The sequence below is a fragment of the Novosphingobium sp. NPDC080210 genome (genome assembly GCF_050281025.1).
Lineage (GTDB): Bacteria > Pseudomonadota > Alphaproteobacteria > Sphingomonadales > Sphingomonadaceae > Novosphingobium.
This window is the reverse complement of record NZ_JBNNWL010000004.1, coordinates 318,334-333,320: the sequence shown is the minus strand read 5'-3', so window position 1 is coordinate 333,320 and position 14,987 is coordinate 318,334. Positions and strand designations below refer to the sequence as shown.

The 14,987-nt window shown below is 67.1% G+C and carries 13 protein-coding genes; 6 read left to right on the top strand and 7 right to left on the bottom strand.

Annotated elements, in window-relative coordinates; translation table 11 throughout:
* The first annotated feature begins 126 nt into the window (after nt 1-126).
* Entirely contained in the window at nt 127-534 is a 408-nt protein-coding gene (locus ACQKOE_RS13370) for an acyl-CoA thioesterase (protein WP_427513214.1), read from the top strand.
* A gap of 238 nt (nt 535-772) precedes the next feature.
* On the opposite strand, the gene ald is transcribed toward ACQKOE_RS13370, so the two are convergent.
* On the bottom strand, nt 773-1,888 hold the full coding sequence (ald, locus tag ACQKOE_RS13365; protein WP_427513213.1) for an alanine dehydrogenase: 1,116 nt from the start codon (nt 1,886-1,888) through the stop codon (nt 773-775).
* A 98-nt stretch (nt 1,889-1,986) separates the two neighbouring features.
* On the opposite strand from ald, the gene ACQKOE_RS13360 reads away from it, so the two are divergent.
* The gene (locus tag ACQKOE_RS13360) at nt 1,987-2,781 is read left to right on the top strand and encodes a kinase (RefSeq protein ID WP_427513212.1); all 795 of its coding nucleotides are present in this window, start codon (nt 1,987-1,989) and stop codon (nt 2,779-2,781) included.
* On the opposite strand, the gene ACQKOE_RS13355 is transcribed toward ACQKOE_RS13360, so the two are convergent.
* The 4 genes from ACQKOE_RS13355 to ACQKOE_RS13340 form a co-directional block, all read right to left on the bottom strand.
* Nucleotides 2,776-3,930 (bottom strand): NAD(P)/FAD-dependent oxidoreductase, encoded by a 1,155-nt coding sequence (locus ACQKOE_RS13355; protein ID WP_427513211.1) that lies wholly within the window; start codon nt 3,928-3,930, stop codon nt 2,776-2,778. The genes ACQKOE_RS13360 and ACQKOE_RS13355 overlap by 6 nt on opposite strands.
* 214 nt (nt 3,931-4,144) lie before the next feature.
* Nucleotides 4,145-5,764 (bottom strand): NAD(P)/FAD-dependent oxidoreductase, encoded by a 1,620-nt coding sequence (locus ACQKOE_RS13350; protein WP_427513210.1) that lies wholly within the window; start codon nt 5,762-5,764, stop codon nt 4,145-4,147.
* Between the two features lie 888 nt (nt 5,765-6,652).
* Nucleotides 6,653-9,004, bottom strand: coding sequence for a DNA translocase FtsK 4TM domain-containing protein (locus tag ACQKOE_RS13345; protein ID WP_427513209.1), 2,352 nt, complete (start codon nt 9,002-9,004; stop codon nt 6,653-6,655).
* 49 nt (nt 9,005-9,053) lie between these two features.
* Nucleotides 9,054-9,647, bottom strand: a complete 594-nt coding sequence (locus ACQKOE_RS13340; RefSeq protein ID WP_427513208.1) for a thiamine phosphate synthase — start codon at nt 9,645-9,647, stop codon at nt 9,054-9,056.
* On the opposite strand from ACQKOE_RS13340, the gene ACQKOE_RS13335 reads away from it, so the two are divergent.
* A complete protein-coding gene (locus ACQKOE_RS13335) occupies nt 9,631-10,305 on the top strand; it encodes a YggS family pyridoxal phosphate-dependent enzyme (protein ID WP_427513207.1) in 675 nt (224 codons plus the stop codon). The two genes, ACQKOE_RS13340 and ACQKOE_RS13335, sit on opposite strands and share 17 nt — an antisense overlap.
* Here ACQKOE_RS13335 and bioB read toward each other — a convergent pair.
* Together bioB and pyk are read right to left on the bottom strand one after the other, a co-directional pair.
* Nucleotides 10,302-11,306, bottom strand: coding sequence for a biotin synthase BioB (gene bioB, locus ACQKOE_RS13330; protein ID WP_427513206.1), 1,005 nt, complete (start codon nt 11,304-11,306; stop codon nt 10,302-10,304). The genes ACQKOE_RS13335 and bioB overlap by 4 nt on opposite strands.
* 66 nt (nt 11,307-11,372) lie before the next feature.
* On the bottom strand, nt 11,373-12,830 hold the full coding sequence (pyk, locus tag ACQKOE_RS13325) for a pyruvate kinase (RefSeq protein WP_427513205.1): 1,458 nt from the start codon (nt 12,828-12,830) through the stop codon (nt 11,373-11,375).
* A 66-nt stretch (nt 12,831-12,896) separates the two neighbouring features.
* Between pyk and ACQKOE_RS13320 the strand changes: the two genes are divergently transcribed.
* From ACQKOE_RS13320 to ACQKOE_RS13310, 3 genes are all read left to right on the top strand, one after another.
* The gene (locus ACQKOE_RS13320) at nt 12,897-13,232 is read left to right on the top strand and encodes a DUF1244 domain-containing protein (RefSeq protein WP_427513204.1); all 336 of its coding nucleotides are present in this window, start codon (nt 12,897-12,899) and stop codon (nt 13,230-13,232) included.
* A 42-nt stretch (nt 13,233-13,274) separates the two neighbouring features.
* On the top strand, nt 13,275-13,511 hold the full coding sequence (locus ACQKOE_RS13315; protein ID WP_374588325.1) for a DUF2312 domain-containing protein: 237 nt from the start codon (nt 13,275-13,277) through the stop codon (nt 13,509-13,511).
* Between the two features lie 82 nt (nt 13,512-13,593).
* Nucleotides 13,594-14,913: an amidohydrolase family protein gene (locus ACQKOE_RS13310; RefSeq protein ID WP_427513203.1), complete on the top strand. Its 1,320-nt coding sequence runs from the start codon at nt 13,594-13,596 to the stop codon at nt 14,911-14,913.
* The last annotated feature ends 74 nt before the right edge of the window (nt 14,914-14,987 follow it).

The following is a 14,987-nucleotide window of genomic DNA, read 5'->3' as shown; positions in this document are numbered from 1 at the left end:
CCTCCTCCCCCGCTGGGGCCTGGGGGGGGGGGGGGCGCGGCCCCCCCCCCGCCGCGGGGGGGGTCCCCCTCGCGCCCCCCCCCCCGGGCGGTGTCTCGACTTCGCTCGACACGAACGGAGAGAGGGATGAACCGGTTTTTTCTCACCTTCACTGCCGAACCGCAGCACATCGACGAACTGGGCCACGTCAACAATGCGGTCTGGGTCGACTGGATCCAGCAGATCGCCACGGCGCACTGGTCCGCCGTGGCCGCGCCGGAGCATCAGGCCGCCTATATCTGGGTCGTGACCCGGCACGAGATTGACTATCGCGGCAATATCGGCCTTGGTGAAAGCGTGACGGCGGAAACCTTCATCCCCACTGGCCCGAGCGGCGCAAGGTTCGACCGCCGCGTCGATTTCCGCAATGCGGCCGGGCAAGTCATCGTCAGCGCCCGTACCACCTGGGCGATGATTGACAAGGCCAGCGGACGCCTGTCCCGCGTGCGCGACGAAGTGACCGCGCCGTTCCGCCCGTTCGGGGATGAGGCCTGAACCACTCCCTCCCACACCACGTCACCCTGAACTTGTTTCAGGGTCCATCGGGCCGAAAGCCCTTGTGCGCGCCGGAACAGGCCGGGGACGCGGCCTCGCTTTGCGCCAAGGAGCGGAGGGGCTAACCGCGCAATGGACCCTGAAACAAGTTCAGGGTGACGGTTATTGTTTGGGCACTTGCAATTGAGGTGACGAAAATGGCCGTCATCCCGGCGAAGGCCGGGACCCAGTCCTTGGGCTAACCCAGCACCTCGGCCACCGGCACGTAATGGTACCCCAGTTCCCGCGCCACCGCTTCGTAGGTCACTTTCCCGCCGCTGACGTTCAGCCCGGCCGCCAGGTGCGGGTTCGCCCGCAGCGCTTCCTTCCAGCCCAGGTCCGCAATGCGCAGGGCGTGGGGCAGGGTCACGTTGTTGAGCGCATAGGTGCTGGTCCGCGCCACGGCGCCGGGCATGTTGGCCACGCAGTAATGCACCACGCCATCGACCACATAGGTCGGGTCGGCATGGGTGGTGGCATGGCTGGTTTCAAAGCAGCCGCCCTGGTCAATCGCCACGTCGACCAGCACCGCGCCGGGCTTCATGCATTTCAGCATGTCCCGCGTCACCAGTTTCGGCGCGGCGGCGCCGGGGATCAGCACGGCCCCGATCACCAGATCGGCCTCGCAGATCATCTGCTCGATATTGGCGCGGTTGGAAAAGCGGGTCTTGGCGCGGCTTTCGAAATGGATGCCGAGCCGCTCGAGCACTTCCGGATCGCGGTCGAGGATGGTCACGTCCGCGCCGAGGCCCACGGCCATCTGCGCCGCGTTGAAGCCGACCACGCCGCCGCCGATGATCATCACCCGTCCTGGCAGCACGCCCGGAACCCCGCCCAGCAGCACCCCGCGCCCGCCGTGCGCCTTTTCCAGTGCAGTCGCCCCCGCCTGGATCGACATGCGCCCGGCAACCTGGCTCATCGGTTTCAGCAGCGGCAGGGTGCCGCCCGGGCCGGTGACCGTTTCATAAGCGATGGCTGTGACGCCCGACTTGACCAGATCGGCGGTCTGCTGCGGATCGGGCGCGAGGTGGAGGTAGGTGTAGAGCACCTGGCCCTCGCGCAGCTGGGCCCGCTCCGCCGCCTGCGGTTCCTTGACCTTCACCACCATTTCGCATTCGGCAAAGATCGCGGCGGCACTGTCCTGGATCACCGCCCCGGCCTTGCGATAGTCGGCGTCGCTGGCGCCGATGCCTAGGCCCGCGCCGCTTTCCACCCAGACCTCGTGGCCATGGGCAGACAGTTCGCGCACGCTTTCCGGAGTCAGTCCGACGCGGTATTCGTGGTTCTTGATTTCCTTGACCGTGCCGACGCGCATGGGACTCTCCTTTGACCTAACTGGTAACATTTGAAACCGGCTTTGCGCAATAACGGCTTCGTCTGTGCAGGTCGGGCCTGTGCTGCTAACCACCGGCAATGATCGACCAACGCCTTGCCGATGCGCTGTGCAAACGGATCGAGGAGGCCGTCCGTTCCGCTTCGCGCCTGCCGCTGGTCGTCGGGATCTGCGGCGCGCAAGGGTCCGGCAAGTCGACCCTCGCCGCCCATCTGGCAGAGCGGGCGGGTGGCACCGGACTGCGGCTTGCCACGCTGTCGCTGGACGATCTCTACAAGACCCGCAGCGAGCGCCAGCGCATGGCGCGGGAGGTTCACCCCCTGTTCGCGACGCGCGGCGTGCCGGGAACGCATGACGTGGCGCTGGGGCTCGACACGATTTCCGCGCTGGAACGGGGCGAGGCGGCGCCCTTGCCCCGGTTCGACAAGGGCGCTGACGACCGCGCACCGCGCGAAGCTTGGCCGCTTGCACCCGAAGCAACGCAGGTGCTGCTGCTGGAAGGCTGGTGCGTCGGCGCCCGGCCCCAGCCGGACGTGTCGCATCCGGTCAATGCCCTGGAGACACTGGAAGACCCCTCGGGCCTATGGCGCAGCCACGCCAATGCGGCATTGGCAGGCGAATACCAGCACCTCTTCGCGCGGATCGACCTGCTGGTCCTGCTCGCCGCGCCGGGCTGGGAAGTCGTGGCCAGGTGGCGTGAGCAGCAGGAGGCGGAATTGCGCGCGAAGGGCGGCGCAGCGGTGATGAACCCGGCGCAAGTGTCCCGCTTCATCCAGCATTACGAGCGGCTGACGCGGTGGATTCTGGAAGAAATGCCCATGCGCGCCGACCTGACCGTGCAGCTGGGGCCAGACCGCGAAGTGCTGGGCCTATAGCGCCTCACCGGCCGCCCTGGCGCTGGCCCAGGCCCACTGGAAATTATAGCCGCCCAGCCAGCCGGTCACGTCCACCGCCTCGCCGATGGCATAGAGCCCCGGCACCTTGGCCGCTTCCATCGTCCGGCTGGACAGGCCCGCCGTGTCGATCCCGCCCGCGGTGACTTCGGCCTTGGCAAAGCCCTCGCTGCCATTGGGGTGAAAGCGCCAGTCGTGCAGGCGCTCCTCGGCGCTGCGCAGCGCCTTGTCGGGCAGGTTGCCCAGCTCCGCCGCCAGGTCCAGCCGCTCGGCCAGGGTGGTGGAGAGCCGCTCCGGCAGGGGCAGCACGCGGCGCAGGCTGGCGCGGGGCTGGGCGCGCTTGGCATCGATCAGCCAGCCGCGCGGGGCATCGGGCAGGAAGTCGATCCGCACCTCCTCGCCGCGCTGCCAGTAGGAGGAAACTTGCAGGATCGCCGGACCGGACAGGCCGCGATGCGTGAACAGCGCCGCCTCGCGAAAGGCCGCCTTGCCGCATTTAGCCACGACCTCGGCCGATACGCCGGACAGTTCGCGGAACAGCACGTCCTCGCCTGCCAGAGTCAGCGGCACCAGCGCGGGGCGCGGTTGCACGACTTTCAGGCCAAAGCGCCGCGCCAGGTCATAGGCGTAGCTCGTCGCGCCCAGTTTCGGGATCGAGGGGCCGCCGGTTGCGATCACCAGCGCGGGCGCACTGGCACCAGCCAGGTGGAAGTGCCCGTCGCGGTGCTCCACCTCACCCGCCGCCACGCCATAGCGCAGCTCGACCCCGCCCTTGGCGCATTCCTCGACCAGCATGGCGACGATCTGCCGCGCCGAGCCATCGCAGAACAATTGCCCCAGCGTCTTCTCGTGCCAGGCCACGCCATAGGCCTCGACCAGTTCCACGAAATCGCGCGGGGTATAGCGGCTCAGCGCGGACTTGGCGAAATGGGGGTTTGCCGAAAGATAGCGGTCCGGCGCGGTGTGCAGGTTGGTGAAATTGCACCGCCCCCCGCCGGAGATCAGGATCTTGCGCCCCGGCTCGTCATTGTGGTCGATCAGCAGCACCCGCTTGCCACGCTGGCCTGCGGTTGCCGCACAGAACAACCCCGCCGCGCCTGCGCCGAGGACTATGGCGTCGTAGTGGCTCACAGCGCAGAACCCCAAAGCCGCGCGCCATCACTTACACGGTCACCCTGAACTTGTTTCAGGGTCCATCGGGCCGAAAGCCCTGGTGCGCGTCGGCACAGGCCGAGGACGCGGCCTCGCCCGTGCCCAGATCCGCAGGGCAAACCGCGCCATGGACCCTGAAACAAGTTCAGGGTGACGGAATGCTGCGCGATGCTCGCAAGGACGAACGGAGCGTTCAATTCGCCACCAGTTCCGCCGCGAGCGCCTCGGCCACCTTGATCCCGTCCACTGCGGCAGAGAGGATGCCGCCGGCATAGCCCGCGCCTTCGCCTGCCGGATAGAGGCCGCGGGTGTTGATGCTCTGGAAATCGGCGCCGCGGCGGATGCGCACCGGGCTGGAGGTGCGGGTTTCCACCCCGGTCATGACCACGTCCGGGTGGTCGTAACCCGGCACTTGCCGCCCGAACACCGGCAGCGCCTCGCGGATCGCGTCCAGCACGAAGGCGGGCAGGCATTCCGCCAGGTCCGTCAGCTTGACCCCCGGCTTGTAGCTGGGCGTGACCACGCCGAATTCGCTGCTGGCCCGCCCGGCCAGGAAATCGCCGACCTTCTGCCCCGGCGCCTGATAGTTCGATCCGCCCGCGACAAAGGCCAGGCTTTCCAGCTTGCGCTGCAATTCGACGCCCGCCAGCGGCCCGCCGGGAAAGTCGCGTTCCGGGCTGATGTCCACCACCAGGCCCGAATTGGCGTTGAATTCGGCGCGGGAATACTGGCTCATCCCGTTCGTGACGACGCGGCCCACTTCGCTGGTGGCGGCGACCACGCGCCCGCCGGGGCACATGCAGAAGGAATAGACCGAGCGCCCGTTGCTGGCCTTGTGCGCCAGGCTGTATGCCGCCGCGCCCAGCACCTTGTTGCCCGCATTCGGGCCATAACGCGCCTTGTCGATCCAGCTTTGCGGGTGTTCGATCCGCACCCCGATGGCAAAGGGCTTCGCCTCGACATGGACCCCGCGTTCATGCAGCTTGGCAAAGGTATCGCGGGCCGAGTGGCCCACCGCCACGACCACGTGCCGCGCGGGCAGGTATTCGCCGGTGGACAGGTGCAGGCCCTGCAGCTGGCCGTCCGCCACGTCGAAATCGTCGACCCGCGTGCCAAAGCGGTATTCGCCGCCCAGGCTTTCGATGGTCTCGCGGATCGACATGACCATGGTGACCAGGCGGAAGGTGCCGATATGCGGATGCGCTTCGGTCAGGATGTCGTCCGGCGCGCCTGCCTTGACGAATTCGGTCAGGACCTTGCGCGACAGGTGGCGCGGGTCCTTGATCCGCGAATAGAGCTTGCCATCGGAAAAGGTGCCCGCCCCGCCTTCGCCGAACTGCACGTTGCTTTCCGGCTCCAGCACGGAGCGGCGCCACAGGCCCCAGGTGTCCTTGGTCCGCTCGCGCACGGCCTTGCCGCGTTCGATGATGATCGGCCGAAAGCCCATCTGCGCGAGGATCAGCGCGGCGAGCAGCCCGCACGGCCCCGCCCCGATCACCACGGGGCGCTCGGCCTTGTCATCCTTTGGCCACCCAGCGGGCGCCATGACCGGAAAGCGATAGGCGGTATCCGGCGTGGGCTTTACATGAGGATCGCCCGCCAGCCGCGCCAGCACCTCGGCCTCGTCGCTCACCACGGCGTCGATGGAATAGACCAGCTTGATCGCCGCCTTCTTGCGCGCATCGTTCCCGCGCCGCGCGATGCTGAACCGCTCCAGCCGCGCCGGAGCAATCCCCAGCTTGGCACACAGCGCGGCCTCCAGCTCGTCAGGAGCATGGTCAAGCGGCAGGGCAAGGTCAGTCACACGGATCATCCGCCGCCTTTAGAGGAGGCGGCGCGGCGGGGGAAGGGGTGGCGATTCAGGCTGAACGGGGTGAGGGTTAGGGATGCTCCTGTTCCTCCCATTCGTCACCCTGAACTTGTTTCAGGGTCCATCGGGCCGGCAGCCTCGGTTCGTGCCGGGACAGGGCGAGGACGCGGCCTTGTCTGGGCCAAGGAACGGCAGGGACAACCGCGCCATGGACCCTGAAACAAGTTCAGGGTGACGGTTTGGGGTGCTGGGCCGGATTTAGGTCGGATCACTCTGCCCCTCCCAACCGCTCGTGCTGAGCTTGTCGAAGCACTGTCTTGCTGTGCCGCTGCGCTGTGCGCGGAAGAAGAACAGCCCTTCGACAGGCTCAGGGCGAGCGGCGTTGAGGTTCAGGTAGGGGCGTTGCGCCGCCAGCCCTTTTCGCCTCTGCGCGAGACCCTTTGGTCTTTCCGCTGGCGCAAGGCCCGCTGGGCCCCGGCCTGCGCCGGGGTGACAGGGGCGTTGTTCCTCGGTTCCTGCCCACGCGTCACCCTGAACTTGTTTCAGGGTCCATCGGGTCGGCAGCCTCGGTTCGTGCCGGGACAGGGCGAGGACGCAGCCTTGCCTAGGCCAAGGAATGGCAGGGACAACCGCGCCATGGACCCTGAAACGAGTTCAGGGTGACGGGGGTGGGGCCGCGCGTTTTCCTACACTGGCCGGGCCTGCTAGGTTCGGGGCGGCTCTTTGCAATCGTTGGACTTTGCCGCTCCACGGGGCGGTTGATTTTTTCCTCGCCGGTGCGCGTCACTTCGCGCTTTGGCGGCAGAAGTGGCCGCTGCGTGCGGGTTTTCGGGTGTTGGACGAAGTGGACAGGGTGTCAACTGTGTCAACTTCGCGCGTTACGCGCCTGCCCTAAAGCGGGTTGCCGTCGCGGTCGCGGTAGATGTCGCGGCGGCCGACGTGGTTGGCCGGGCCGACGAAGCCGTCGGCTTCCATGCGCTCGACCCATTTGGCCGCCGTGTTGTAGCCCACGCCCAGCTGGCGTTGCAGCCAGGATGCGCTGGCCTTCTGGCTTTCGAACACGATCTGGCAGGCCTGGCGGTACTTGCGTTCCTCGGGATTGTCGGAGGCGGTGGCATCGAGGTCGTCGAAGCCGAAGCCGCCGTCTTCCGGTTCCTCGGTGACCGAATCGATGTATTCCGGGCTGCCCTGGCTGCGCCAGTAATCGGCGATGCGTTCCACTTCCTCGTCCGAGACGAAGGGGCCGTGGACGCGTTTGATCGGGTCGGTGTTGGGCTTGTAGAGCATGTCGCCCTTGCCCAGCAGCTGCTCTGCCCCCTGCTCGCCCAGGATGGTGCGGCTGTCGATCCGGCTGGTCACGGCGAACGAGATGCGGGTCGGCAGGTTGGCCTTGATCACGCCGGTGATGACGTCGACCGAGGGGCGCTGCGTGGCCATGATCAGGTGGATACCGGCGGCGCGGCTCTTTTGGCTGAGGCGCTGGATCAGGACTTCGACTTCCTTGCCGACCGTGACCATCAGGTCGGCCAGTTCGTCGACGATGACCACGATCTGGGGGAGCGGCTGGTAATCGAGCTGCTGCTCTTCATACAGCTCCTCGCCGGTTTCAGGGTCAAAGCCGATCTGGATGCGGCGGCCCAGCGGCTTGCCCTTGGCGGCGGCGGCGCGGACCTTTTCGTTGAAGCCGGCCAGGTTGCGGACGGACAGCTCGCTCATCTGGCGATAGCGGCGCTCCATCTCCTCGACCGCCCACTTCAGCGCGCGGACCGCCTTGGCCGGTTCGGTGACCACGGGAGAAAGGAGGTGCGGAATATCGTCATAGGACTTGAGTTCCAGCACCTTGGGATCGACCAGGATCAGGCGGCACTGGGCAGGCGTGAGGCGGTAGAGCAGCGACAGCAGGATGCAGTTCAGCCCGACCGACTTGCCCGAACCGGTGGTGCCCGCGACCAGCAGGTGCGGCATGGTCGCCAGGTCGGCCACGATCGGCTCGCCCGCAATGTCCTTGCCCAGGATGATCGGCAGCGCGCCCTTGGACCCTGCGAAAGCCTCGCAGGCGACGAGTTCCTTGAAGCTGACCATCTGGCGGTCGGCATTGGGCAGTTCGATGCCCATGACCGTGCGGCCCGGGATCGAGGAGACGCGGGCGGAAATCGCGCTCATGTTGCGGGCGATGTCGTCGGCCAGGCCGATCACGCGGCTGGACTTGATGCCAGGGGCGGGCTCCAGCTCGTACATGGTGACGACCGGGCCGGTGCGCACGGCGGTAATCTCGCCCTTGACGTTGAAATCGTCGAGCACGGTTTCGAGCAGGCGGGCGTTCCGCTCCAGCGCCAGCTTGTCGATCTTGGGCGCGGAATTGGCCGGGGCATCGTTGAGGAGGTCGAGCGCGGGCAGCTCGTACTTGTCGAACAGGTCGCCCTGGCGGTTGGCGGCAGTGATCTGCGCGGGCTTGGCGGCGCGGGCCGGGTCGGTGATCTCGGGGGCCTTGCGCGGCTCGCCCAGCGGCACCGGAGCGGTGGCGGCAGCGTCGCGCTCCTTCTTGCTGCGGGCCACGGGAATGGCCTCGGCAATCCGTTCGGGCAGGGCCGGGCGGCGCTTGAGGAAGCCGGGCAGGGTGAACAGGCTGCCCCAGTCAAAGGCAAAGACCCGTCCGGCGATGACCGCTCCGGCGCCGAGCGTGACCAGCCCGACGATCGGCGCGAAGAGCCAGCGGTAGGCTTCCGGTGCGAACGATGCGGCAAGGCTGACCAGTCCGGCCCCGGCCAGACCGGCGATGCCGCCCCAGCCTGCAGGCATGTCGGCATCGGCGCTGATCCACAGCGATACGGTGGTCCCGATCAGCGCCATGGCCAGGGCGAGCAGGCCGAGCGGGCGCCACCAGGCATGGTCGGCATGGGGCAGGTCCTCGTCCTCTTCCTCGACCAGCCGCCACAGCTTGCGCGCCATGACGTAGAGCATCGGCAGCAGCAGGATCGCGGTCCAGCCGAACAGGAACAGCGCGCGCTCTGCCACCCATGCGCCGGTCTCGCCCATCCAGTTCTGGGCGGGTCCAGCCGCGGCGGTGGAGGCCGAGGGGTCGGTCTGGTGGTAGGACATCAGGGCGAGCGCAAGGAACACCATCGCGCCGATCAGCACGATGGCGCCGCCGATCTCTGCGCTGCGGCGCAAGGCGCGCTTCATCGCCGCGCGCCAATCGACGCGCGCGCCGCGGTGGCTGGCCGATGCCGGTCGTGTTGCCATCATGCTTCCCCTATCAGGCACGCGTTATGCGCCGGGGGGTGACTCCGCGTCAAGAATCCTTGGAATTCCCCGGATTCGCTTTACCGCAAAAGGCATCGATTCCCGCCCAATGCTTTGCGCCGATCCGGCGCGAACGCGGCGCGGTCATGCCGCCCAGGGCGATGACCGGGACGGGAGAGAGCGCGGCGATGGTGCGCCAGCGGACCGGGCCAAGGACCTTGCCGCCGGGGTGGCTGCGGGTCGGAAAGACGGGGGAGAGCAAGACCGCGTCGGCGCGGTGGGCGCGGCGCAGTTCGCGTAAGGAATGGACGGTGACCAGCCGCAGCGTGCTTCCTCCCGCTGACAGGTCCGCGCCATAGGCTCCGTCCGCGCCCCAGCGTCGGGCCTCAGCCGCACTGCCCGAAAGGACCAGGCGGTGGCCGTGCTGCCGGGCCAGGCGGCGCAGTTGCTTGAACCGGGCGCGGCGCTCAGGCGGCGAAAGGTGATAGTGGCGGAAGATCAGCCCGCTGCCGCGCGGCAGGTGCTTCAAGGCGCGCTCCAGCGCGGCATCGTTGCGCGCATCGCTCACGAGCCAGATCTTCGACACAGGGTGGCGCGGCGACATGGGATCGCTATAGCAGCGCGCCATGAACGATCCAGCCATTGCCCCGCAAAGCCCACTGGCCGAAGTCCAGGCCCGCATCGCCCAGGCCGCGAAGATCGCGCAGCGGCGGGTGGACGACATCACGCTGATCGCCGTCAGCAAGACGCACGGCGCCGACGCGATCCTGCCGCTGATCCACGCGGGCCAGCGCGCGTTCGGCGAAAACCGCGTGCAGGAAGCCCAGGCGAAGTGGCCCGCGCTGCGCGAAGAGTATGGCGACCTTGCGCTGCATCTGGTCGGCCAGCTTCAGTCCAACAAGGCCGAGGACGCGGTGGCGCTGTTCGACTGCATCCATTCGGTCGACCGGCCCAGCCTGGTCGCCGCCCTGGCCAAGGCGATGGACAAGAGCGGACGGCGCGTGCCCTGCTTCGTCCAGGTCAACATCGGCGCGGAAGAGCAGAAGGGCGGCTGCGACATTGCCGCCCTGCCTGCGCTGCTGGCCGAAGCGCGCAGCGCAGACTTGCCAGTGATCGGCCTGATGTGCGTGCCGCCTGCGGGAATCGAGGCCGCGCCGTTCTTTGCCCTGCTCGACAAGCTGGCCCGGGATCACGGTTTGGCCGGTCGCTCCATGGGCATGAGCGACGACTTCGAAACCGCGATCATGCTGGGCGCCACGCACATTCGCGTCGGTTCGGCCCTGTTCGGCGCGCGGGGTTAGGCCCGCACCAGAGCCTCGCCCGCGCAGGCCCGCATTGGCTCCTCGCCGGCCAGCGCCTTCAGGCCCAGCTTGGCGAACAGGGCGGCGTCGGCATCGTCGCCGGCATTGCCGGCAGTCAGCAGCTTGTCGCCGGTGAAGATCGAGTTGGCTCCGGCCAGGAAGCACAGCGCCTGGGTGCTTTCGCTCATCGATTCGCGTCCGGCGGAGAGGCGGACCATCGACAGCGGCATGGTGATCCGCGCGACGGCCACGGTGCGGACGAACTCGATGTCGTCGATCTTCGCCATGGGCGTATCGGCCAGCATGTCGCCCAGCACGGTGCCCTTGACCGGCACCAGCGCGTTGATCGGCACGCTTTCCGGATGGCGCGGCAGGGTGGCGAGCGTGTGGATGAAGCCGACGCGGTCCGCGCGGGTTTCGCCCATGCCGACGATTCCGCCGGAGCAGACGTTGATCCCGGCCGAGCGGACGTTCTCCAGCGTGTCGAGCCGGTCTTCCAGCGTGCGGGTGGTAATCACATCGCCATAGCGTTCGGGCGAGGTGTCGATGTTGTGGTTGTAGTAATCCAGCCCTGCCTCGGCCAGCATTTCGGCCTGCCCTGGCGTCAGCATGCCCAGGGTCATGCAGGTTTCCAGGCCCAAAGCGCGCACGCCCTTCACGATCTCCACAATCGCGGGCATGTCGCGATCCTTGGGGTTGCGCCAGGCCGCGCCCATGCAAAAGCGCTGCGATCCGGCATCCTTGGCCCGCGCCGCCGATTGCAGCACTTCGCGCACGTCCATCAGCTTGGTTGCTGCCACGCCGCTGTCCGCCTTGACCGATTGCGAGCAATAGCCGCAGTCTTCCGGGCAGCCGCCGGTCTTGATCGACAACAGGGTGCACAGCTGGACCTGATCGGCCGGATGGTTCGCCCGGTGCACTTCGGCTGCACGGAACAGCAGCTCGGTCAGTGGCAGGTCGAACAGTTCGGCAATCTCTTCACGGGTCCAGTCGCGGCGCATGGGGGTCTCCTCTGGAGCGCTCCCCTAGCAGCGCCGCTGCCCAAGGCAATTGACCTGTGTTAGAGCCTAGCCCGAATGGCGCTGCAATTCGTCCCCGCTGAGCGTCACCACGTGGAGCAGGTTGGTCGAACCCGGGGTGCCGAACGGAACCCCCGCCAGGGCGATCAGCTTTGATCCCGCCGTGCCGAAACCGTGCCGCAGAGCCATGCGCTTGCCCTTGGCGATCATCTCCTCGAAACTGCCGATGTCCTTGGTGCTGACCGCATGGGCGCCCCATAGCAGCGCCATGCGCCGCGCGATCAGCTGGGACGGGGTGAGGACCAGCATCGGCGCGGCAGGCCGTTCACGCGCCACGCGGCGGGCGGTGCTGCCCGATCCGGTGAACACGATGATCCCGGCAATCGGCAGGCTTTCCGCAATCGAGGCGCAGGCATGGCTGAGTGCATCGGCCGTGGTCGTATCGGGCATGACCTGGGCAAAGCTGACCTGCTGGCGATAACCGGGGTCGCTTTCCACCTGTCCGGCAATGCGGTGCATGATCGTCACCGCCTCTTCCGGCCAGGCCCCGCTGGCGGTTTCGGCAGAGAGCATGACGGCATCGGCGCCATCGTAAACCGCATTGGCCACGTCCGACACTTCGGCGCGGGTTGGGGCCGGGCTTTCGATCATCGATTCCAGCATCTGGGTGGCAACGACCACCGGCTTGCCCGACCGGCGGGTAATCGCCACGATGCGCTTCTGGATCGGCGGGACTTCTTCCGGATTGAGTTCCACGCCCAGATCGCCGCGGGCGACCATGATCCCGTCGGCCAGTTCGATGATTTCCTCCAGCCGGTCCACCGCGGCGGGCTTTTCGATCTTGGCCATCAGCGCGGTGCCGGTGCTGCCGATCAGGCGGCGCGCTTCGGCGACGTCTTCGGGGCGCTGGACGAAGGACAAGGCGATCCAGTCCGCCCCCTGGTCCAGGGCAAAGGCCAGGTCGCGGCGATCCTTTTCGGTCAGGGCCGGGATCGGCACCACGGCATCGGGCACGTTCACGCCCTTGCGGTCCGAGATCACGCCGCCCACTTCGGCGGAGCAGAGGATGCGGTCCTCGTTCGCTTCGATCACCCGCAGCTTCAGCTTGCCATCGTCGATCAGCAGGCGCTGTCCCTTGTGCAGCACGCTGAACAGTTCGGGGTGGGGCAGGCAGACGCGGTTTTCATCCCCAGGGGTGGGATCGCGGTCGAACGTGAAGTGGCCGGAATGGCGGATGACGGCACGGCCATCCTTGAACGTGCCGACGCGCAGTTTCGGCCCTTGCAGGTCGCACAGCACGGCCACCGGCTTGCCCAGGTTCTTTTCTACCGCGCGGATCGCGGCGATGGTCTGGGCGTGGGTTTCATGGTCCCCGTGGCTCATGTTGACGCGGAAGGCATCGGCGCCTGCGCGCAGCAGCTTTTCGATCATCTCGGGGCTGCGGCTGGCCGGGCCCATCGTCGCCAGAATTTTCACTTTGCGCCCGCGCGGATCGATCTTGGCCACGGTTAGTCCTTTCTGTTCTTGCTGCTCCTATGGCAAAGGGCCGGACAAAGATGAAGGACCCATGCCATGAGCTGCTCCGAAAATACGAATGCGACCGCCGGTGATCCGCTGGAGCAACTGGACGATGCCGTTGCCGCAGCCGCTTTTCGTCGTCTTGTCCGGCATTTGCGTCACCGTCATGACGCCCAGAACATCGACCTGATGGGCCTGGCCGGATTCTGCCGCAATTGCCTGGCCGACTGGATTCGCGATGCGGGGGCGGATCTGGACAAGGAAGCCGCGCGCGCGGTCATTCACGGCATGTCCAGCGCCGAGTGGAAGGAACGTTTCCACAGCGAAGCGACACCGCAGCAGTTGGAACGCATAGTCGAGAGCTTGAAGAAGAACGCACCTGCCCCCTAAGAGCGCGGCAACCGATTCTTCTGATTCACCGGAGCTTACCCCATGTCCAACGCCACCGACGATCGCCTGCGCCTGCTGATCGAGCGTATCGAACGCCTTGAAGAGGAAAAGAAGGGCATCGCCGACGACGTGAAGGACGTCTACGCCGAAGCCAAGGCGGTGGGCTATGACGTCAAGATCATCCGCCAGATCGTGCGCCTGCGCAAGATGAAGCCGGACGACCGCGCCGAAATGGAAGCGCTGCTGGATACCTACAAGGCTGCGCTCGGCCTCGGCTAAGCTGGTGGCGGGCCGCACGTCCCGCCTTGCAAGTATGGCTTTCGCAGCTAACCTCCCCTGATGAGATCAGGGGAGTTTTTTCATGCGCCGTATCACGCTTGCCGCCGTCACCGTCCTTGCCGCCGCAGGTGCGCAGGCTGCCTGGGCTGCGCCTGCCGCACCGCAAGTAACCTATATCCATGCGGGCAAGCTGCTGGACCGGCCCGGCCAGGCACCGCGCGGGCCATCCACGATTATCGTGCGCGATGGTACGATTGCCGAAGTGCGCGAAGGTTTTGTCGCGCCCGAGGATGGGGCGAAGGTGGTGGAGCTGAAGGACCAGTTCGTCCTCCCCGGCCTGATCGACATGCACGTCCACCTGTTCAACCTGGGCGATCCGCTGAAGGCGCGGCTGGAGGCGACCACCCGCGACCGCGAGGACGACCTGTTCACGGCCACCGCCAATGCCCGCGCCAACCTGATGGCGGGCTTTACCACGGTGCGCGATCTGGGCGGCCCGCCGCGCGGCATCCGCGCGCTGCGCGATGCCATCGCGCGCGGCGACGTGCCGGGGCCGACGGTGATCAATGCGGGCGAGATGCTCTCCGTATCGGGCGGACACGGTGATCTGGGCGGCCTTAACGAGCAAAGCTATGAGGCATTCCATCCGCGCGATTACAACAATGTCTGCAACGGGGCCGACGATTGCCGCCGCGCCGCGCGCGAACAGGTGCGGCTGGGGGCCGGGGTGATCAAGTTTGCGGCGACGGGCGGGGTCCTGTCCAATGTCGCGGGCGGGCTGGGCCAGCAGATGACTTCCGAAGAGATGAAGGCGATCATCGACACCGCCCATTCCTTTGGCCGCAAGGCAGCTTCGCACAGCCATGCCAAGGAGGGCACCCTGGCAGCGGTCAATGCCGGGGTGGATACCATCGACCACGGTACTTTCCTGGACGATGCCACGGTCAAGGCCATGGTCAAGCACGGCACCTGGCTGGTCCCGACCATGCTGGCCAGCGAAACCGCCGCGCAGCAGGCGCGTTCGGGCGCGCTTCCGGCGGCGACCATCGCCAAGGCGGAACAGGCCGTTGCCGCCGCGCGGGCAAGCCATATCCTTGCCGTGCGTTCCGGCGTGAAGATCGCCTTTGGCACCGACACCGGCGTCTCGCGCCACGGCGACAATGCCAAGGAATTCGCGCTGATGATCGATCGCGGCATGACCCCGATGTCCGCAATCGTGGCTGCGACCGTGGGCGCGGCGGATGCGTTGGGGCAGGCAGGAAAGCTGGGTCAGATCGCGCCCGGCCTTCCGGCGGACATCATCGCCGTTTCCGGCGATCCGCTCACCGACGTCACCCGCCTCGAAAAGGTCAGCTTCGTGATGAAGCTGGGCCGGGTGTTCAAGCAGGAAGGCGGCGAATAAGCGCCCCGGTTGTGCGATGGCCCGCTGTCCGCTAGGGGGCGGGCAATTCCAAACCCTAGCTGACGGCAGTTCCC